This is a genomic window from Pedobacter sp., from assembly GCF_965279535.1.
GTDB lineage: Bacteria > Bacteroidota > Bacteroidia > Sphingobacteriales > Sphingobacteriaceae > Pedobacter.
Genome location: NZ_OZ257244.1, coordinates 642,002 through 662,869 on the forward strand (window position 1 = coordinate 642,002; position 20,868 = coordinate 662,869).

Consider the following 20,868-nt stretch of genomic DNA (forward strand, 5'->3'; position numbering starts at 1 on the left):
CACAATATGTTTAAAGAAATAAAAAACAAGTACTTACGCTATTCTGCAATTGTTGTTTTTTTCATCATTATTTTCTTTTCTGCGTTACAAATTAACTTTTTATGGCTATTTGGATACTCTCCGAGTTATCGCGATATAAAAATCCCAACTTTAAGAGTGGGCTCGGAGCTTTACACTGCCGATGGAAAATTAATAGGCAGATACTTTAAAGAAAACCGAACCCCAGTAAACTATGGAGATATTGCCCCAAGTATAGTTCATGCCTTGGTAGCCACTGAAGATGTACGTTTTTACAAGCACTGGGGTATAGATGTTCAGGCACTGGGACGTGCCGTAATTGGCTTAGGAAAAGATGGTGGTGCCAGTACCATCACTCAGCAATTGGCTAAAAACCTTTACCGTACACGTTACAATAAATCATCAGGACTTCTATCTAAAATCCCTTTGGTAAGAAAGATCATTCCTAAATTGAAAGAATGGATGACTGCGGTAAAATTAGAATCTAACTACAGTAAGAACGATATCTTAACCATGTACCTGAACACGGTATCTTTTGGGCAGAATGCTTACGGTATTAAAACGGCAAGTAGGGTTTATTTTGATAAAGAAGTGAAAAACCTCTCTACTTCTGATGCTGCACTTTTAGTAGGCATGTTGAAGGGTACTACCCTATACAATCCAGTTAAAAATCCAAAAAATGCCCTTGATCGTAGAAATGTCGTACTTACGCAAATGAATAAGTATAAGTTCCTGAGCAAAGATAGTTTAACTGAACTGATTAAAGAACCCATTAAACTTAAAGAAGGAAAATCTGAAGACGGTAGTGATGACGATTCCTACCTGAGGTCTGCAGTAGCTAAGTATTTAGAGAAGTGGTGTACAGATAATGGGTACGATTTATATGAAGATGGATTAAAGATTTATACTACTATTGATTCTAAATTGCAAAAATATGCTGAAGAGGCGGTTCAGGAACAAATGAAAACCCTTCAACGCAGATTTTATAGTGTTTGGGGAAATGAAGATCCCTGGTACGATTCTGAAAAGCAGAAAGTAGATTACCCGGATCGGGCAATGAAAAACCTGCCGATATATACACTCTTACAAAAGAAGTACCCCAATAACCCTGATTCTGTTATTGCCTACTTTAACAGGAAGAAACGCATGCAGATTTTTACCTACAAGGGAGATCGCGATACCCTGTTTTCTACATTAGATTCTATTCGTTATTACGGGAAAATCCTAAATACAGGGATGATGACGATGGAGCCAGCCAGCGGTAAGATTAAAGTATGGGTAGGTGGAATTGACCATAAGTTTTTTAAATACGATCACGTTAATCAGTCCAAACGACAAGCTGGTTCAACATTTAAACCTTTTGCGTATCTCACAGCTTTAGAGCAAGGAGCCAATCCTTGTGATAAATACACAGACAAACCAGTAAAAATCGGATATCAGGATAAAGGAGAAACCAAATATTGGGAGCCAAAAAATGCCGATTACAGCATCTCTTACAGAGAAATGAGTTTACGTTGGGCAATGGCTAAATCGGTAAATACCATTACCGCTCAGGTAACTGAAAAAGTGGGCTGGGATAATGTAGTTAAGTATGCCCATGAATGTGGTATAGACAGTCATTTGGAGTCAGTACCTTCTGTTAGTTTAGGATCTAACGATGTTACGGTGTACGAAATGGTTAAAGCCTACAGTACCTTCCTCAATAAAGGCGTTAAAACGGATCCCATTCTGGTAGAAAAAATTACAGACCAGGACAACAATGTGATTGAAGATTTTAAGCCTAAAACCAAGCGGGTACTATCTGAAGAGATTGCCTGGTTAATGCTTTATATGTTCAGAGGCGGTATGGAAGAACCTGGAGGTACATCTCAGGCTCTTTGGGAATGGGATTTATGGAAAAAAAATAACCAGATTGGTGGAAAAACAGGAACTTCATCTGATTATGTGGATGCCTGGTATATGGGAATTACCAAAGATCTGGTAACCGGGGTTTGGGTAGGTTGTGATGAACGTACTGCTCACTTTAAAAATGGAGAGCAAGGAGAAGGATCAAGAACTGCACTACCTATTTTTGCCAAGTTTATGGAGAAGGTATATCACGATCCATCTTCGGGATATACTTATGGGCCTTTCCCTAAAGCTACAGTTCCAATTACCAGAACCATAAACTGTCCAAGTCCGCGTATTGTTGAAGACACCACCTCTACGGATAGCGTGATTGTTGATTCTACTGAATTCAATACCCCTGAACCTACAGAGCCTGTTCCTGCAGTAACAGTAGAACCTGAGGTTAAGAAAGAAGAAAAGAAACCTGATCCTGTTCAAAATCAGCCTGCTGCAACTGTTCCATTAACCAAGAAAGAAGAACGTGAGTTGAGAAGAAAGCAACGTCAGGAAGAGCGGGAAAAGAAAAAAAACGAGAAAAACAATAACGAAAACTAAAACAGCAAATAAAATCGCCCTGAATGTATGTTCCCGGCGATTTTTCTTTTACAAAAAATGTTAAATTTTGAATAGTATTTTAAACAATTGCTATTTTTATCGTTAAATCTTTTTCGGTTTAATTTCCGTAAATTACTTACATTATTTAAAATCACCTCTATGAAAATAAGCTCTACTTTAATTAGGCGTTATATTACCATTTTAGTCTTGGCAATAAGTACTTTATCTGTACAGGCTCAATATTTCGGGCAGAACAAAGTACGTTACAAGAAGCTGGATTTTAAGGTTTTACAAACTCCTCATTTTGAAATCTATTACTATATTAAAAATGAGAACCTATTAAAGAAATTTTCACAGGATGCAGAAACCTGGTACAAAATGCATCAGGAGGTTTTTAGAGATACTTTTTTTAAAAAGAATCCAATCATATTATACAACAACCATCCTGATTTCCAACAAACTACAGCGCTTCAAGGCGAGATAGGGATTGGAACAGGCGGTGTTACAGAAGCACTTAAAAACCGTGTAATCATGCCTGTTATGGAGCTTAACAGTCAGACCAGGCACGTATTGGGTCACGAGTTGGTGCATGCTTTTCAATACCATATCTTACTTGAAAAAGATTCCATAAGCCTTGAAAACGTTGGTCAAACGCCACTTTGGATGGTAGAAGGTATGGCCGAATACCTATCAATTGGTAAAAAAGATGCCTTCACTTCAATGTGGATGCGTGATGCCATGCTTAACCGAGATATCCCTTCATTAAAAGACCTGACCAACTCCAACAAATATTTTCCTTATCGTTATGGCCAGGCCTTCTGGACCTATATCGGTTCTCAGTATGGTGATACTACAATTGTACCTTTATTTAAAAACACAGCCAAATACGGCTATGAAAATGCAATCCGCTATACTTTCGGGTATGACGATAAAACCCTATCTGGTTTATGGAAAAATGCTATCGATGCGCATTACAAACCCATGCTAAAAGCTGATAGCTCGCAGATTAAAATTACCGGAACAAAAATCATAGACAATAAAAATGCTGGAAACATGAACGTTGCCCCTTCCCTTAGTCCGGATGGGAAATATGTAGCCTTCATGTCTGAAAAGGACTTGTTCGGGATTGACCTCTTCCTGGCCGATGCCAAAACGGGGAGAATTATCAGAAAACTTACCAGTCAGATTTCTAATGGACATATTGATGATTTTAACTTTATAGAATCTGCAGGTGCCTGGTCACCAGATAGCAAACAGTTTGCCTTCAGTATTTTCAGTCATGGTAAAAACCAGATGATGATCATCAATGTAGACAATGGTTCTACGGTTTCTCAGACGTCTATGGACCAGGTTCAACAATTTGGCAACTTAACCTGGTCTCCAAATGGAAAAGACATCGCTTTCTCAGGGATGGTAGAAGGTCAGAGCGATATTTTCTCTTATAATTTGGATACCAAAAAAATAACGCAGATAACCAATGATATCTATTCAGATTACGCACCTGGTTATTCGCCAGATGGAAAAAAACTGGTATTTTCATCCGATAGAGCTGCGATACAAGGCAATAACATCAATGCAGTAAATCCGATTAACCTTGCTGTATACGATATTGCTTCTAAAACAGTAAGCAACCTTGATGTTTTCCCCGGAGCTAACAACTTAAATGCTCAATTTTCATCCAATAGCCAGAGCATCTATTTCTTATCAAACCGTGATGGATTTAGAAACCTTTACAAGTACAATTTCGCTGACAACTCTGTAGATCAGTTAACAGATTATTTTACCGGAATTAGTGGGATAACAGAATTCTCGCCAGCAATTTCCGTTTCGAATACAGATGATATTGTTTACAGTTATTACCGTTATCAGCGCTATACTTTATACAATGCAAAACTAAGCAGCTTCAAAGCAAAAAGAATTGGGAATCAGGAAGAGAACTTTGATGCAGCTATCCTCCCACCCATGGAGAATATTGGGGTAAATGTGATCAATTCGAACTTAAACAATTTCGAAAGATTTGAGAAAATCGTAGCTGATTCGATGAGAACAGTGCCTTATCGTCCCAAATTCAGATTGGATTATTTAGCCAATAGCGGTGTTGGGGTATCTACCAGCAGATTTGGAACAGGCGTTGCCGGGGGTATTGTTGGGATGTTTAGCGATATCCTGGGTACTAATCAGATTATTGCAAACCTTTCGGTTAATGGAGAAATTTATGATTTTGGTGGATTAGTAGGTTACATTAACCAGAAAAGCAGAATTAACTGGGGTGCTGCAGTATCGCACATCCCTTATGTATCTGGTTTAAGTTCTTACGGTGTAGAAAATGTTCCTTTAACCAATGGAGGAACAACACAATTGATAAATTACAGAACAGATATCATCCGTACTTTTGAAGATCAATTCCAATTATTTGGTGCTTATCCATTTAGCAAAATCCATCGATTTGAGCTAGGAGGTGCATTTTCGCACTATAGTTATAGAATTGATCGTTATAGCAATTACTATACACCTGAAGGCTTTTATCAAGGCTCTGACAGAAGTAGAGTTTCAAATGATCAGGCAAGTTTAGAACTTGGAATTCCTTTCAGGTCTTTTACTTTATATCAATTGAACGCAGGTTTCGTAGGTGATAATTCAATATTTGGTTTAACTGCTCCTTTAGATGGTTTCAGATACCGCGTAAGCGGAGAAAAATATTTCGGAACTTATAATTTTGCTGGTGTTACAGCTGATTTAAGAAAATACTGGCGATTGAAACCCATTACTTTGGCTGCAAGATCTTATAATACCTTAAGAATAGGTAATGATGCTGACCGTTTATATCCAATGTACCTGGGTTATCCTTATTTGATTAGAGGTTATGAAGCCAACTCTATTTACGGTACAAATTCAAGCACGAGCAACAACTCTTTCAATATTGATCAATTAACGGGTAGCAAAATAGCCGTATTTAACTTTGAGGTACGTTTGCCATTTACAGGGCCTAAGAAATTAACTGCAATACCTTCAAAATTCTTATTTACAGATTTAAACCTGTTCTTTGATGCCGGGGTTGCCTGGACAAACGACACCAAGGTTAAATTTAAATCGGAGCCTACTTATACCAGTGCCCAGGCAGTTGACGCAAATGGAAATCCAGCTTTTGACAGTGATGGCAATCCAATTACTTACCTCACAACAAACGAACGTGTACCGGCTATGAGTGTAGGTATTTCGTTACGTGTTAACGTATTTGGTTATTTTGTATTGGAGCCATACTATGCCTTCCCTTTCCAACGTAAGGACGTTAAGGGTGGTGTATTTGGTTTAACATTTGCTCCGGGATGGTAAAGGCAGAAATTTAATGAGTGAATGAGTGAATTTTGACTGATGGAATGACCTGGCGAGTTGCAGACCATTCTCTCATTCTCTCATTCAAAATTCAATCATTATATATTAAGGAAATGCAAAAGATCAAATCAGTGAATTGCCTACCGAATTGCAAACCATTCAATCATCCTCTCATTCAAAATTCAATCATTATATATTGAGGAAATTAAAAAAGGATCGATTCAGTGAATTGACTAGCGCGTTGCAAACCATCCTATCATCCTCTCATTCAAAATTCAATCATTATATATTGAGGAAATTAAAAAAAGGATCGATTCAGTGAATTGACTAGCGCGTTGCAAACCATCCTATCATCCTCTCATTCAAAATTCAATCACTATATATTAAGGAAATGCAAAAAGATCAAATCAGTGAATTGCCTAACGAATTGCAAACCATTCTATCATTCTCTCATTCGAAATTCAATCATTATATATTGAGGAAATGAAAAAAGGATCGATTCAGTGAATTGACGAGCGCGTTGCAAACCATTCTATCATTCTCTCATTCAAAATTCAATCCTTCCTTAAGAAAGGCTGGTAAAGGCTAGTTTAACCTGATTGGTTATATTGCGGTGCAAAAGAATATTTTCGAAATCCAGGCCTATAGTTAAATCAATCCAATCTGGATTACAAGATCTCACTAAGCGTTCCTTCTGCATCCTGGTGAACCGGCTGATTTGTTTAAAGCGTGCCAAAGCTTGTGCTTCTGTTTTGAATTCTTCGAAGTAAACCAAACGCGTTAGTTGCTGCCCATTATCAAAAAATAAGTTTGGCATCTGTTTATAAAAATCTAATGTTTTAATCAAATCAGAACTCATGCCCACATGCATGCTGCTGCGATTTCTGTCGGTAACGATGTAAACAAACTTCTTCATAATAATGGTATAAAATATTAAACTAAACTAATTAGTATATCTTCTTGCAATTCAAAATAATATTACTAACTTTATTGGCATAAAATTACTAACTATTTTAGTATTTCCAAATTTATTTTAAAATTTATTTTTATGTCAAATATTTCGAACAACTTAAAATACCTCAGAAAGAAAAAAGGCCATACCCAGCAGCAATTTGCTGATATCATGGAAATTAAGCGATCTTTAATCGGCGCTTATGAGGAAGACCGTGCAGAACCGAAATATGAATTACTAAAAAAAATAGCAGAATATTTTGATCTGACTATCGATGAGTTTATCAATGAAAAAATATCAGATTCATGGAAACCCAAACCCAAAAGCCAGGGATCTAACCTACGTGTATTGAGTATATCAGTAGATCAGAACGACCGGGAGAACATAGAATTGGTTCCTGTAAAGGCCAGTGCTGGTTATCTTAATGGATTTTCTGACCCGCAATACATCAGTGACCTTCCTAAATTTCAATTGCCTCTACCCGCTCTACGCCAGGGAACTTTCAGGGCTTTTGAAATTATGGGTGATAGTATGTTACCTGTTCAACCCGGAAGTGTAATTATCGGAGAGTACCTCGATAACTGGAACGAGGTAAAAACAGGCGAAACCTATATCATCATCAGTAAAAATGAAGGTGTAGTATATAAAAGGGCTGGCAATCGCTTCAGGGAAAATAAAGATTTAAAACTCATATCCGATAATAAAGTATATGATGCTTATACCATTGCTGCTGATGACATCCTAGAAATCTGGAAAGCCAAGGCTTATATTTCAACTTCTTTGCCTGAACCTGCACCAGATCCAACCATGGAAACTTTAACACAAATGATGGCACAGATGCAGAAGTCTATTTCGCAGCTAAATAAAAATTAACATCTTTTAACAAGCTCTTGATTAAACCGTTTGTGCTTTTTGTTATCTATAAACAAACAAGACACATAAAAAACATAGACATGAAAAGAGCAATTTTAACGATAGCAATTGTAGCGATGGGTTTAACCGCTACTTTTGCTCAAGACACAACCAGACGGGCCAGAATGAACAGGCCTAAATTAACTGCAGAACAAAGGGCCGAAAGATCTACCGCTGTAATGGAAAAGAAATTAGCCTTAACTGCTGATCAAAAAACAAAGGTTTATGCCATTGAACTAGACCGGGCTAAAAAGGCAGAAGCCATGTGGACTACAGAAGCTAAAGACAGAAAAGCCAAGAGAGATGAAATGAAAGCCTCAATGCAAAAATCTAAAGCCGATTTGGAAAATGTTTTAACTGCCGAACAAAAAACAAAACTCGAAGCCTTTCGTGCGGAAGGAAGAGAAAAAGCCGGAAAGATGAGGGAAGGGCTTCGTAAGGGCAAAGGGGATAAAAAACCTGTTGTTTCCAACCCACCTTCACAAGGGTAAAATAGGATTTAATAAAATTTACGAAAGCGTCCGTTTTAACGAGACGCTTTCTTTATTTTTGGACTATGGAGAAAATCGAGCAATTTCTAAAGGAGAAGCTTCAAAAGAGATTGGATGACCGTTCGATCCGAAATCTGATGACTGATCCTCCCCCTATCGATTTCTGTTCCAATGACTATCTCGGATTTGCACGTTCAAAATCACTGGAAAAGTTAACCCAAGAGAACCTGCAGCAACTTCACCATGTAAGGAATGGCTCAGGGGGTTCAAGATTATTAAGTGGCAACACCGCTTACACCGAACAAACAGAACAATTTATAGCTAACTTTCATGGTTTCGATGCAGGATTATTTTTTAATTCTGGCTATGATGCCAATGTAGGGCTACTATCTGCTCTACCACAACGAGGCGATACGATAATAACAGATGAATTTATTCATGCCAGCATCATCGATGGTTGTCGACTGAGCCATGGCACGAGATATAAATTTTCGCACAACAATCTTGACGATTTAGCTTCGAAATTGAAACTCGGCCGGGGAAACATTTTTGTAATTGTAGAAAGTGTTTATTCTATGGACGGTGATTTTGCCCCGATAGTCGAAATATCAGCTTTATGCCAACAATATGGGGCAAATCTGATTGTTGATGAGGCACACGCTACAGGAATATTCGGAGCGCAAGGACAAGGTCTTGTTTATCAGAACAAGCTTCATAAAAACGTATTTGCCACCGTAGTCACTTTTGGTAAAGCACTAGGAGGGCACGGCGCTATTGTTTTGGGGAGTAAAAACCTACGCCATTACCTCATCAACTTTGCACGCTCGTTTATTTTTACCACTGCCGCTCCCATCCATCAGATTGCCGGAATAAAAGCAGCGTATCAATTGATAAACAAGGTTAATATAAATGAATTGCATCAAAAAATCGCACTTTTCAGAGAACTGAGCAAAAAAAACAATCTTACGATCCTGGAAAGCAACAGTGCCATCCAGGGCATTATTTATCCATCAAATACTGAGGCTAAACATGCTGCGAAGATTTTGCAAAGCAAAGGTTTTGATGTAAGGGCCATTTTAAGTCCAACAGTACCCCTGGGAAAAGAACGTCTACGGATTTGCATACATATATATAACACAAACGAGGAAATCACCGCCTTAGTAAACGAAATTAAAGAAATTAATGGCTAACTACTTTATAACCGGAATTGGAACAGGGATTGGAAAGACGCTCATCAGCGCTATCCTGGCAGAGAAACTTGAGGCCGATTACTGGAAGCCCATTCAATCTGGTGACCTGGATCAAAGCGATAGCTTAACAGTTTCCACTTTAGTTAGTAATAACAAAACCTACATCCATCCTGAAACCTATCGCTTAAGCCAACCCCTATCGCCTCATTTATCTGCCAGATTAGATGGAATTGCGATAGTGCTTGAAAAGATGAATATTCCCCCTACCCGCAACGACCTGATTATTGAAGGAGCAGGAGGTTTGATGGTTCCTTTAAATGAAACCACTCTGATCATTGACTTGATAAAAAAGCTGAATACAGAGGTTATTTTAGTATCTCAAAACTACCTGGGCAGTATCAATCATACATTATTATCTATAAACCTTTTAAACCAATACCAAATTAAGCTCAAGGGTATCATTTTTAATGGTGATGAAAATGCAGAAACGGAAAAATATATACTGCATTACAGTAAAGCAAAAAAGCTAGGAAACATTCCTAGCTTAACAGATATCAATAAAAACCTGATTAAGGTTTTGGGTAAACAAATATCACTTTAAATATCCTGCTTCTTTAAGAAACTGTGCCCAAACATCGTAGCCTGCGGGAATCAGGTGTAAACCATCTTTCGTTAAGTTTGCTTTCAAATGTTTGTTCTCGTCTGTAAAGATGGGATAAAGATCAACTATGGTTACATTCTTAGCCGCCAATTGCCGGATTTCATCATTAAGCCATAAAATATGCTCGTCTTTACCATAATGGTTTTTAAACTTCGCAAATGAACTATTTACAGGGAGTAAGGTATTAAAATAAATCTGCGTTTTTCTTGAACCTTTCCTGATTTTCGAAATAATGTTTTTATAATTATTAAGAATCACACTATCTGGAATATTGCGTGAGATATCATTAATGCCAATCAGGATAAATATTTTAGCCGGTTTGCCATCGATCACATCTTGCAAACGTTCTAACACACCAAAAGAAATATCGCCAGAAATTCCCCTGTTCCTAGCTTGTGGAAGGTCTAAAAGCTTTGCCCAATCGGTTCCGGCAGTGATACTGTTCCCTAAAAACACAATATCTTTTTTAGATTTAGGTTCAGCTTTAAATTTAGCCACCAGTTCTTTGTACTTTCCCGGGCGGTAAGTACTGTCCCATTTTACAACCTGGGCTAACGTTGCAGTTGTATAAAACGTTAAAAGGAAGGCAAGAACTACCGTTGCCTTATGAAAAATCTTTTTCATGGAGATGATTGATTAGCATGATCATTAAACTAAACCTAAGTTAAGCTTTTCCCGCTTCCAAGTAAAGCCTGTAAAAAATATAGCAAGTAAGCAAGCTGTTACAATGGTAATGAAACAAGCGTCCCAACCGTACTGATCCACCAGTCCGCCAATTGCTGCATTAGCCAATAAATCGCCAATAAAATAGCCAAACAAACCTGTTAACCCAGCTGCTGTACCTGCAGCCTTTTTGGGCACAAGATCCAAAGCCTGAACACCGATTAACATTACGGGACCATAAATCAGAAAACCAATTGACCAAAGTGACAAGTTTTGCAACCAGGTATTGCCAACAGGATTTTTCCAATAGATTAACACAAATACCATGGTCAAAGCCATATACAAAATGGTTACAGGCGCTCTTCTGCCTTTAAAAATATAGTCACTTAACCAGCCACATAACAAGGTGCCCGGGATGGCCGCAAGTTCATAGAATGAAGAAGACCATGCTGCCTGACTTGCCGTATACCCTTTAGCCTCACCTAAAAATGTTGGCGCCCAGTTTACAATACCATTTCTAACGAGATACACAAAAGCATTCGCAATAGCAATGTACCAGAGCAGGCGGTTATTGAAAACATATTTAAAGAAAATCTCTTTTGCCGTAAACTCTTTTTCCTGAGACTGGTCATAAGTTTTAGCATAATCGTTATTGTAAACTTCTATGGGCGGTAAACCACATGATTGTGGCGTATCTCTGATTAACAAATAAGCAATAAGTGCAAAAAATATAGCCACCATACCAGGGAAATACAATTTACTTTCCCAGCCGGCAAAAATCTCTATCGCCCAAATCGTTAGTGGCCCTACAAAAAAACCACCAACGTTATGTGCCAGATTCCAGATAGACATTGCTCTTCCACGCTCTTTAATGGAGTACCAATGCACTACAACCCTACCACAAGGTGGCCATCCCATCCCCTGAAACCATCCGTTGATAAAAAGTAAAATAAACATGATCGTTACCGATGAAGTAGCAAAAGGAAAAACGCCCATCAAAACCATCGTTAAAGCAGACAAGGTTAATCCTATAGGCAAAAAAATTCTTGCATTACTCCGATCAGAAACATTTCCCATTAAAAATTTACTAAAGCCATATGCAATAGATAAAGCTGATAGCGCTACACCTAACTGAGCTTTGGTAAAGCCTTGTTTGATTAAATCAGGAATAGCAAAAGAAAAATTCTTTCTTACAAAGTAATAGGCGGTATAACCCAAAAAGATACCTGCGAACACCTGTAATCTCAGTCTCCAATAACTGGAATTTACACGGTGATCGGGCAATAGTGGTTTGTGCGCTGCTGGAGCGGGGAACAAGGTTAATTTCATATTTGGTTAGTGATAATAGTATTTAGTCGGGCATAAATAATACCCGACTATTAAGTTATTGTGCCTGCGTTAAGATATCAGGATAATCTGAGATTATTCCATCAACCTTAAGCGATTTTAATTTTTGAATATCTGTTAAAGTATTGGGTGTCCAGGGAATAATTTTAACACCATCGGCATGTGCTTTAGCAACTAATTCTTCATTGACCATTTGCCAAACCGGACTTAAAATAAAAGGTTTGAAACCAAGGTCGGCGATATTTTCTTCGTATGATTTCTTGTTGGCTACCAGGAATGAGGTTTTTACTTCCGGGTATTTCTTATTGATAATCTGAATGGTTCGTTTATCAAAAGACTGAATCACCACGTAAGGGGTAATCTTCTTTTTAATAATTACATCCATCAAAAGTTTAACAAATACCTCAGGTTCAGGATTAGTAACTCCATCCCCTTTTACATCACATTTGGTTTCGATATTATAGAAAAACTGTTTGTTTCCGGTTTTTTTTATATTCTTTTGTACAGCATCAATCAAATCTGCCAAAAGCGGAATGTGGGTTTTAATTTTTTTCTGTTGAGGAAACAAATCAAAATATTTGCTTCCTAAATCGAACGTCCTGAGTTCTTTGTAGCTCATTCCAAAAATAGGGTACTTTTTTGCATCAGTTTTAGGAATTTCTTTACCTTCTGGCGTAAGCATAAAAGCCGGACTTAGATAATCATCGTGGGTAACCACTACCTGATTATCCTTGGTAATATGTGTATCCATTTCAAGGGTAGTAATGCCTTTGATAGTCATGGCATGGAGCATGGCCTCAATGGTGTTTTCAGGCATCAAACCCCTTCCTCCTCTGTGCGCTTCAGCACTAAAAGCTGGAAATTTATCCTGTGCGTTTACGTTTAAATTGAGTATGGAGCAAAATAAAATGGGTGCGGCGATAAAACATTTTTTCATATAGATGCTGTTTTTGGCAATGATTTTTGAACTGTTTTTGATTTAAGCATTGATTTTGGCTTCATATTTCTGACCGAAGCGATCAGTTGCAACTACCTTCAATACCTTAACTTCCGGTCCGAAGTGTGCTAAAAATAAATGGTCAGTTGAGCGCGGCTCTACGAAAGCCCTTGGTTGAGGTAACTTATCTCCTTTGTATAGTTTAACCGCTAATGGATCAAATCCCTCCTGTTGAGGTAATGTTCCCATGGCCTTACCATCTAAAAAGTATTCGACTTTCCACTCAGGATCATAATTCCATACATTGGCGATCAATCTTTTTTGATTGGTAAGTGTATCTACATAAATATCCAGTTGTTCAGTTTTGTCTCTTCCTGTAGATTTATAATACCACTTTAAATCTGTACCGTCTACTTCATAAACGCCATAACCCCTTGGCGTACCATCTTCGCAGATAGGACCGGTCCACCAGCCCCCGCAAACCGTACCGTGGTTATGCTCAAAAATACCATTCTGGATAACGTTTTTATTGTAATGGGTATGCCCTGACATGATATGCACATTTTTAAAATCTTTCAATACGGCGTAAAAGTCTTCACGATTTTTCACCTGATTATGAACAGGAATATGCAAACTGATGATTAACAAGGCATCTTTAGGTACAAATTGAAGATCTTTAACTAACCAATCTAATTGCGTAGGTGTGATATAGCCATCGTAGGTACGCTCTATGCCTAAATATCGTACGTCATCTAAAACAACATAGTGCGCTTTACCCCTGTTAAATGAATAATATGTTGGTCCGTAATGCGCCTGAAAAGTACGATCAGAGGTATCGTCACCACCTTGCCGGTAATCTTGATCATGATTACCAAGGGCTTGAAAAAATGGAATTCCAATTTTAGCAATTGCCTCATCATAAGCGGGAAAAAGATCAAAATTATCCCAAACCAAATCGCCTACCCCAATTCCATGAACAGGAGTATTGCCCATGCTTTGTACCACGCTCCGTGTGTCCGGAACGGATGTCTCCATCATTTGTTCAACATCCTTTTTGTTTTTAACCTGCGGATCGGCCCAGATGATAAAATTGTGTTTATGGTCGTTTTGTTTTAAAGGTTTAATCTCAAAATTAAGCTCAGCTTTAACATCTGGTTTATAATAATGGCGGGCTATGCTGCTCTCTGTTTTAAATTCATATCCAGATGGTGTACTTATCCATACAAAGCGAGCCAATTCATTTAACTGGATTTGATAACTGCCACTTTTATCTGTTTGAACAACACTATAGCCATCAGAAATAACCACATTGGCAATACCTCTTCCTTTACTGGTTACCCTACCACTCACTAATCCCTCAGCAGTAATTAACGAAGAAAAAGATTTTAAGCTTACAAATAAAGTAGTGGTTAAGAGACTTGATTTTTGGATGAAGGATCTTCTATTCATATCATATTTGTTTTATAAGGAACAAAAAAACCTGATTCGGATGATTTAATTATTAAAATAAGATTAACAATAAAGGTCAATTTTGCAATTGACCTTTAGTTGATTTAGTTATCGCTTAATGTGGTTCCTCCCTCAATTAAAGAAAGCTGTGAGGTATTGGTCAGGGGAATAGTTACCAAAGCACGTTTAGTTAACCATCTTCCTTTCATATTATAAACGCCACCCAATTGAGCAAAGCTGGTTGCAGCACTTGGGAAACCCAGGCGTGTTGTATTTTTACCAGCGCCCATAAACTCTTGTTTAATTTTACCGTTTGAAGCCGGATCAATCGTGTTATAGAAATCTGTATTTGTAATTCTATAGCCTACTGCCGGAGGACCAGCGCTATAAAAATTGCCACCTGATCCACCAAAGAAAATTACATCCAATGGCACAGAATTCAAAGTAACTGCTGTGCCTTCAAAAATGGCTATACCTGCAATATTACCGCTATTAGCAAGCAAATTACCAGTTGGAGCACCTACACCATCAGCACCGTTCAAAGTAGTATAATCTAAGCTGGCTATCCATTTTGCTGAGGCAATACTGGTACTCGAGCTTCCGTTAATGCGTTTCAATGCACCGCCAACGTAAAAATATTCGCCTTTTAATACTTTTCCAGTAGTTAAATTAAACTTATAGGTTCTAACCCCACCAGTAACCCAACCTTGTAGCGGAAAAGTAGTTGCACCAGCATTATTGGTAGCAAATACCGAATATGGTGTTTTAGTGAAATCAATATCGGCAGTAGCTAAAAACTGGATATATTCATTATTTCCATCAGTACCATTTGGATCTACCAAATACCCGGTAATGATGGCCGGAGAAAATTTAGGTAAAATTGCGAAGCTGAAATCATCAATAGAGCGCATCCAGATTTGCATCCTGTTGGTTCCGGTTGGTAATAAAAATGGGATCCCGCTAAAGTTACCGCTGATCAGTAATTGTTCACCTGCAAAAGCTGCACCTGCTTCGGTATGCACAATGGCTTTACCTGTCGCATCATCGATTACCTTATCTCCTGCGAATTTTTCGTTAACTGTTGGTTCTGGTTCTACTACAGCACTACCAACGGTAATCAGTGTACTTTCGTAACGCTGTGGTGAGGCGAGAAATGCGCCTATTGTAACCAACTGGGTATTTACAGGTCTTCCAGAGGCCACTTTGTTTACGGCTGCATTTGTTATGCCTGTAATTTGTAAAATCCCGTTTGTTCTTTTCAATACTGCACCATCAACTTTAATGTGTACCGAATCACCTGGAATATATTTCGAAGCATCAGATCCAAGATTAAATGCCATTCCCCTCAGGGAATCGATTCCGCTTCCGGTAATCCTGCTATTTTGTAAAATCAATAAACCAGCAGGCGAATTTCCAGACCTGAAGTCAGAAATTACCACCCCTTTGATAAATGATGCTCCAGATAATAATTCTGTGTTTAAAGTTAAATCAGCCTCTTTATAAAGTTTCTTTAAATCAAAATTTGATATAAAGGCGCTGGGACTAACTTTTATGTAATCATTTTCACGTTTGCACCCTGTCCAAATCCCAACAATTACTGTTAGTAAAAGGATATATTTAAATGTCATTTTCATAATCAGAAATTATTTAAGGTTTTTGCCACCACACTAATGTATTGATATCATCTGCGCCTTGCGCTGCCACAGCATTTTTATAGCTGGTTGGATTTGTAGATTGAGTTACCAAAGGATAATTCAATCTAACAGGCATTTTGCCACCATTTGCAAGGCCAGTTCCTTTAGGTAAAAAAGGATGGGCTGTTCTGCGATATTCTAACCACTGCTGAAAATCCACTAAAAACAAAGCATAATATTTTTGAAGATGGATCATCTCCATTTTACTTTGTGAACCAGCTGCAGCATTGTCTGTGGGTAAGTTATTATTCCAATCAATATCAGCCGCATTTACGTAGCTAATGAGTGCAGGATCTGAAGAACTCATAAATCTATCTGGCAACCAATAATTAAGGGCATCAGCGATTCCTTTCATATAATAAGCTTCGCCAGTACCTGTAATCCATCCTTTTGCTGCAGCTTCGGCCAGAATAAAATCAACCTCGGCCACATTCATGATAATACCGGTATACGGATCTGTTTGCAGTGTAGTTGGGTTATTGGTTGTAGCATCTGAATAAAAATACGATTGCTTTACATACGAAGTTCCTGCATCATAACCACTTGGTACGCCAACGAAGCCATTTGGACCCGAAGCTATTCCTAATCTGTTAATACCATTTTTACCATAATCCTTATTAAGTCGGGGATCATTCCAGGTAGTGAGGTTATTCATAAAGAACTCTGTAATGGCTGGAGTTCTAAAATCTACTGCCCTAACGTTGATCATAAAAGGAGAAGAATATAAGGCTGTACTGCTATTGGTACCATTCCATAATATTTTAGCCGTGTGGGTATTATTTTCCATGATCGGATAGTTGGCTTTATTTGTATCGGCTATTTCTTTGATCTTGGAAATAACCTGTGCACTAACTTCTGCTTTACCAGCCAGACGCAACAACAACCTCAAATACATAGAGTTACCTAATCTCCTCCATTTCGACACATCTCCCTGATACACAGGATCTCCAGATGCCACTATGGTTTTACCTTCTGCTAAAAGTTTATTTGCCTCTTCCAGTTTATTGAATAAATCCAGATAAATATCTTTTTGTTTATCAAATGCGGGTTCTAAAACACCATCTTTTCCTTTATTTGCATCAAAATAAGGTACATCACCATAAACATCAGTTAGCAATTGAAACACCCAGGCCTGGGTAATCAATGAGATTCCTTTATAAGAAGCATTCAAAGATTCTGGTTTATTGGCGATGGTGTACATATCGCGGAAATTGGTTAACTCAGGGTACCATGAATTCCAGGTATAATCGGCCCAGGTACGTCTAACATCATACCTGAAAACCTTACCTTCTGCATCACTGATATCAACAGTTACCTGCATTAATTCGTTATTAAAGTTGCGATTACGCACCATGTTGGCCGAAAGGACATTCACCAGGGCGGGAGCTAACAGTTGATTAGCTGCAACCGATGACTTACCAATGGGATCAGTGTTCACTTCATTAAAATCTTTCTTACAAGAAAAAGCCAAAGTGCTTACCGCCGTTAATAATATATAGCTTGTTATTTTATTTACTGTTCTCATGATTCTATTTTTATAACCCTACAACTAAACGGAAACCATAACTACGGGTGGATGGAAGCTGACCTGTTTCAAAACCTTGTACAATATCAGTTCCTGATAAAGTTCCAAATTCAGGATCGAATGCCGGCCAAGGCGACCAGATAAACAGGTTACGTCCGTATAAACCTAAAGTAAGCTTGTTAAAGCCAATTCGCTTTAAAAACGCGGTATTGAAAGTATAAGTTAGGTTAGCCTCTCTAAATTTTAAATAATCTGTTCTGAAGATACTGCCTTCAGCCTGATCAGAGCCATAAAGCGAAGTATAGAAGCTTTCCAGATTGGTTGCAACTACATCATTTGGCCTGAAAGTTCCATCAGCATTTTGCACAACACCATCTCCAACTACTCCATTATACCTTCCTGGTAAGGTTAAATTTAATTTACCTAGAGCTGCCATTCTTGAAAAAGTTAATGAATGAGCCACAGCGCCTAACTGCGCATCAAATAAGCCTGATAAACTAAAACGCTGATAAGTAATGGTAGTACCAAAACTGAAACGGAATTTAGGCATGGTATTACCCAGATAGATCAAATCGTTACTTGTTTTTGCATTCCCCGTACCAGCATCATAAATTATTTGTCCGTCTGGTGAGCGTAAATACCCTCTTCCCCATAAATCCCCCATGCTACCTCCTACGTTTGCAACAATTTGGCCACCGCCTAACGCACCTGTTCTTAACACAACCGAACTATCGGCCAACTCTTTGATTAAATTTCGGTTAGCTGTAAATGTACCATTAAGTTGCCATTTGAATTTTTTGGATTGTAATATTGTACCATTTACCGATAGTTCTAAACCTTTGTTTTCAACGTTACCCACATTGAATACAGCTACACTATAACCTGTTGCACGATCTACAATACGATTTAAAATTTGATTTTTGGTGTTGCCATAATAAGCAGCAAAATCGAAATTTAAACGATTTTTAAATAAGCGCAATTCGGTCCCCACCTCAATTGTAGTTGTTTTAAGCGGTTTCAGGTTAGGATTAGGAAGTACAGATGGATTGGTCATTGCACTATCCGGATAAACACCATTAGAAGCTAAACCGTAATTGTAGGCCGTGCGGTAAGGTGTTGTACCTCCACTACCCACCTGGGAAACTGAGGCCCTTAATTTAAAGAAGTTAATGGCTTTAGGCATTTTCCAAAGATCAGAAGGCACAAAAGATGCACTGGCTGAAGGATAGAAAAAGCCAACATTATCCGTTCTGAATGGAGTAGCCAAAGTACTGCTCCAATCCTGACGGCCAGTTAAATCTAAAAACAAGTAGTTTTTAAAAGTAAATGAAACAGCAGCATATAAACTATTGATCCTGTATCTAGCCGTATCCGGAACAGATATTAAGGGGTTAGCGTTGTTATCTAATTGATAAACACCAGGAATTACTAAACCATCTGCACGAAGCTCACCTTTTTTATACTCATTCCTCATCTGGCTACCACCTAAATTTGCATTCATCTTCAATGAGTTGCTAATCTTCTTGTCGTATTTCAAGAGAAAATCTGCGTTTGCTTCATACGAATTAATATCTTGTACGCGATAAGAGCCTTGTGCAAATTTGTTACCTGCTGCGTCCCAGGGACGTTGCGTTTCACGGATATCATGGTTATAATCTATCGATCCGCGAACCATTAAACTCAATTCATCGGTGAATTTATAGTTTAATTGCAAATTACTTAAAACGCCATTTCTACGTTGTTTATTAATATACTGTTCCGAAATTGCATAAGGACTCTCTGGGTTGGTTGTCGTAATGTTTACAAACTGTACATTCTCCTTACCCGGCGCCCAGTAATCTCTGTACCAATCGGTATTTACGTTAGGCTGCGCGAACATAAACCAATACATTAACGATTGGTTTCCATAACCTGTTGCCGGCAAGTTATCACTATGGCGGTTATTATAGGCCACTTTAAAAGATAAATTGAGTTTCTTGGTTAAGTTCGTTGTTGCGTTGAAAGTAGCGGTTGTTCTCTCCAAACCTGTATTAGGTACAATCCAGGAATTATTACCATGGCTGGCAGAAAAACGCATGCCCACTTTCTTATAAGTTCCGTCTAAACTCACTGAATTTGATGATTCAAAACCGGTTTTAAAGAAAGCATCAACAGGGTTTTCATAAGCAATCCATGGAGTCCTGCTTAATCCGCGTGTTTTGGTAGCCGGATCATATTGAAAAAAGCTTGATCCTGTACCAAATGGAGCACCCCAGCTTGCACTGGTGGCGTTTGTACTCGGACCATCAACTGAAGCTCCGTAAGAAAAATAAGGCACCCCAAACTGTCCCTGCCCAAATTGGTTCTGAACATCTGGCTGTGCATTAACCTGTTCCCAGGTACTGTTTGAGGTAAAGGTAATGTTTAGTTTTTTATTGCTCTTGGCCGATTTGGTAGTAATAATGATGGCTCCATTCGCACCACGTTGTCCATAAAGTGCCGATGCACCAGGGCCTTTAAGCACCGTTACACTTTCTATATCATCTGGATTTAAGTCGTTTAATGCAGAACCAAAATCAGGAGGCATAATATCACCTGAAGTACCATATACGCCTCCAGATGACGCGGCAGTACGTCTGGTTGAACTACTCGCTACCACTCCATCTATTACAATAAGGGCTTCGTTATCACCAGTTAAATTATTCTCACCGCGTAAAATAATTTTATTTGATGCGGCCGGACCGCTGTTCCTAACCAGGTTTAATCCGGCTACTTTACCAGATAATGCATCGGTCCAGTTACTCGCTACGGCATCTGTAAATGCAGAACTATCTACTTTAGTTACTGCATACCCCAAGGCTTTCTCTTCCCTTTTAATACCAAGTGCGGTAACAACAACCTCATTTAATTGACTTGTTGATGAAGTCATTTTAACCACTGTACCGGTTTGTGAAGTATTAAAACTTCTTTTCAAAACAGTATAACCCACCATATTGAATGAAATCTCGTCAGGAGAAACCAACACAATACTAAAATCTCCATTTTCATTGGTTGTTCCCAACACTTTTCGGGCAGAATTGGAGATGGTTATCCCTACCAGGGGTTGATTATCAGCTGCATCAACCACTCTTCCTTTAACTGTAATCGACTTTGTTTGTTGTGCCTGCAATGAAAAAGCAGTGCTGATCAGCAACAAGCTCAGTGTCAATTTTAAAACAAACGACAAAAGATGCGCAGGCCTGTCTTTCCTATGTGTTCTATCAGAACTTAAAGGA

14 protein-coding genes are annotated in these 20,868 nt (G+C 38.4%); 6 read left to right on the plus strand and 8 right to left on the minus strand.

From position 1 onward, the window contains the following. Nucleotides 1–6 precede the first annotated feature (6 nt). On the plus strand, nucleotides 7–2,460 hold the full coding sequence (locus ACQY77_RS02400; RefSeq protein WP_421939585.1) for a transglycosylase domain-containing protein: 2,454 nt from the start codon (nucleotides 7–9) through the stop codon (nucleotides 2,458–2,460). Nucleotides 2,461–2,619: 159 nt separating this feature from the next. After that, nucleotides 2,620–5,793 carry a peptidase MA family metallohydrolase gene (locus tag ACQY77_RS02405; RefSeq protein ID WP_421939584.1) on the plus strand — a complete coding sequence of 1,058 codons (3,174 nt, stop codon included), beginning with the start codon at nucleotides 2,620–2,622 and terminating at the stop codon, nucleotides 5,791–5,793. 565 nt (nucleotides 5,794–6,358) lie between these two features. Here ACQY77_RS02405 and ACQY77_RS02410 read toward each other — a convergent pair. Beyond that, nucleotides 6,359–6,709 (minus strand): GIY-YIG nuclease family protein, encoded by a 351-nt coding sequence (locus ACQY77_RS02410; protein ID WP_421939583.1) that lies wholly within the window; start codon nucleotides 6,707–6,709, stop codon nucleotides 6,359–6,361. 132 nt (nucleotides 6,710–6,841) lie between these two features. Between ACQY77_RS02410 and ACQY77_RS02415 the strand changes: the two genes are divergently transcribed. The 4 genes from ACQY77_RS02415 to bioD all read left to right on the plus strand — a co-directional run bounded on the left by ACQY77_RS02415 (nucleotide 6,842) and on the right by bioD (nucleotide 9,939). Next, entirely contained in the window at nucleotides 6,842–7,618 is a 777-nt protein-coding gene (locus ACQY77_RS02415) for an XRE family transcriptional regulator (RefSeq protein WP_421939582.1), read from the plus strand. A gap of 80 nt (nucleotides 7,619–7,698) precedes the next feature. Further along, nucleotides 7,699–8,148 (plus strand): hypothetical protein, encoded by a 450-nt coding sequence (locus ACQY77_RS02420; protein WP_421939581.1) that lies wholly within the window; start codon nucleotides 7,699–7,701, stop codon nucleotides 8,146–8,148. 65 nt (nucleotides 8,149–8,213) lie between these two features. After that, on the plus strand, nucleotides 8,214–9,338 hold the full coding sequence (locus ACQY77_RS02425) for an aminotransferase class I/II-fold pyridoxal phosphate-dependent enzyme (protein WP_421939580.1): 1,125 nt from the start codon (nucleotides 8,214–8,216) through the stop codon (nucleotides 9,336–9,338). Beyond that, nucleotides 9,331–9,939, plus strand: coding sequence for a dethiobiotin synthase (gene bioD / locus ACQY77_RS02430; protein ID WP_421939579.1), 609 nt, complete (start codon nucleotides 9,331–9,333; stop codon nucleotides 9,937–9,939). Before ACQY77_RS02425 ends, bioD begins: the two co-directional genes overlap by 8 nt. On the opposite strand, the gene ACQY77_RS02435 is transcribed toward bioD, so the two are convergent. The 7 genes from ACQY77_RS02435 to ACQY77_RS02465 all read right to left on the minus strand — a co-directional run bounded on the left by ACQY77_RS02435 (nucleotide 9,931) and on the right by ACQY77_RS02465 (nucleotide 20,801). Further along, on the minus strand, nucleotides 9,931–10,623 hold the full coding sequence (locus ACQY77_RS02435; protein ID WP_421939578.1) for a GDSL-type esterase/lipase family protein: 693 nt from the start codon (nucleotides 10,621–10,623) through the stop codon (nucleotides 9,931–9,933). The two genes, bioD and ACQY77_RS02435, sit on opposite strands and share 9 nt — an antisense overlap. 24 nt (nucleotides 10,624–10,647) lie before the next feature. Beyond that, the gene (gene glpT / locus ACQY77_RS02440; protein ID WP_421939577.1) at nucleotides 10,648–11,991 is read right to left on the minus strand and encodes a glycerol-3-phosphate transporter; all 1,344 of its coding nucleotides are present in this window, start codon (nucleotides 11,989–11,991) and stop codon (nucleotides 10,648–10,650) included. A 55-nt stretch (nucleotides 11,992–12,046) separates the two neighbouring features. Beyond that, entirely contained in the window at nucleotides 12,047–12,946 is a 900-nt protein-coding gene (locus tag ACQY77_RS02445; RefSeq protein ID WP_421939576.1) for a glycerophosphodiester phosphodiesterase family protein, read from the minus strand. Nucleotides 12,947–12,988: 42 nt separating this feature from the next. Continuing rightward, on the minus strand, nucleotides 12,989–14,395 hold the full coding sequence (locus ACQY77_RS02450) for a calcineurin-like phosphoesterase C-terminal domain-containing protein (RefSeq protein ID WP_421939575.1): 1,407 nt from the start codon (nucleotides 14,393–14,395) through the stop codon (nucleotides 12,989–12,991). Nucleotides 14,396–14,499: 104 nt separating this feature from the next. Beyond that, the gene (locus ACQY77_RS02455; protein WP_421939574.1) at nucleotides 14,500–16,029 is read right to left on the minus strand and encodes a DUF5689 domain-containing protein; all 1,530 of its coding nucleotides are present in this window, start codon (nucleotides 16,027–16,029) and stop codon (nucleotides 14,500–14,502) included. Between the two features lie 13 nt (nucleotides 16,030–16,042). After that, complete coding sequence (locus ACQY77_RS02460) at nucleotides 16,043–17,614, minus strand: SusD/RagB family nutrient-binding outer membrane lipoprotein (protein WP_421939573.1); 1,572 nt, start codon at nucleotides 17,612–17,614, stop codon at nucleotides 16,043–16,045. A gap of 10 nt (nucleotides 17,615–17,624) precedes the next feature. Continuing rightward, a complete protein-coding gene (locus tag ACQY77_RS02465) occupies nucleotides 17,625–20,801 on the minus strand; it encodes a SusC/RagA family TonB-linked outer membrane protein (protein WP_421939572.1) in 3,177 nt (1,058 codons plus the stop codon). Nucleotides 20,802–20,868 lie beyond the last annotated feature (67 nt).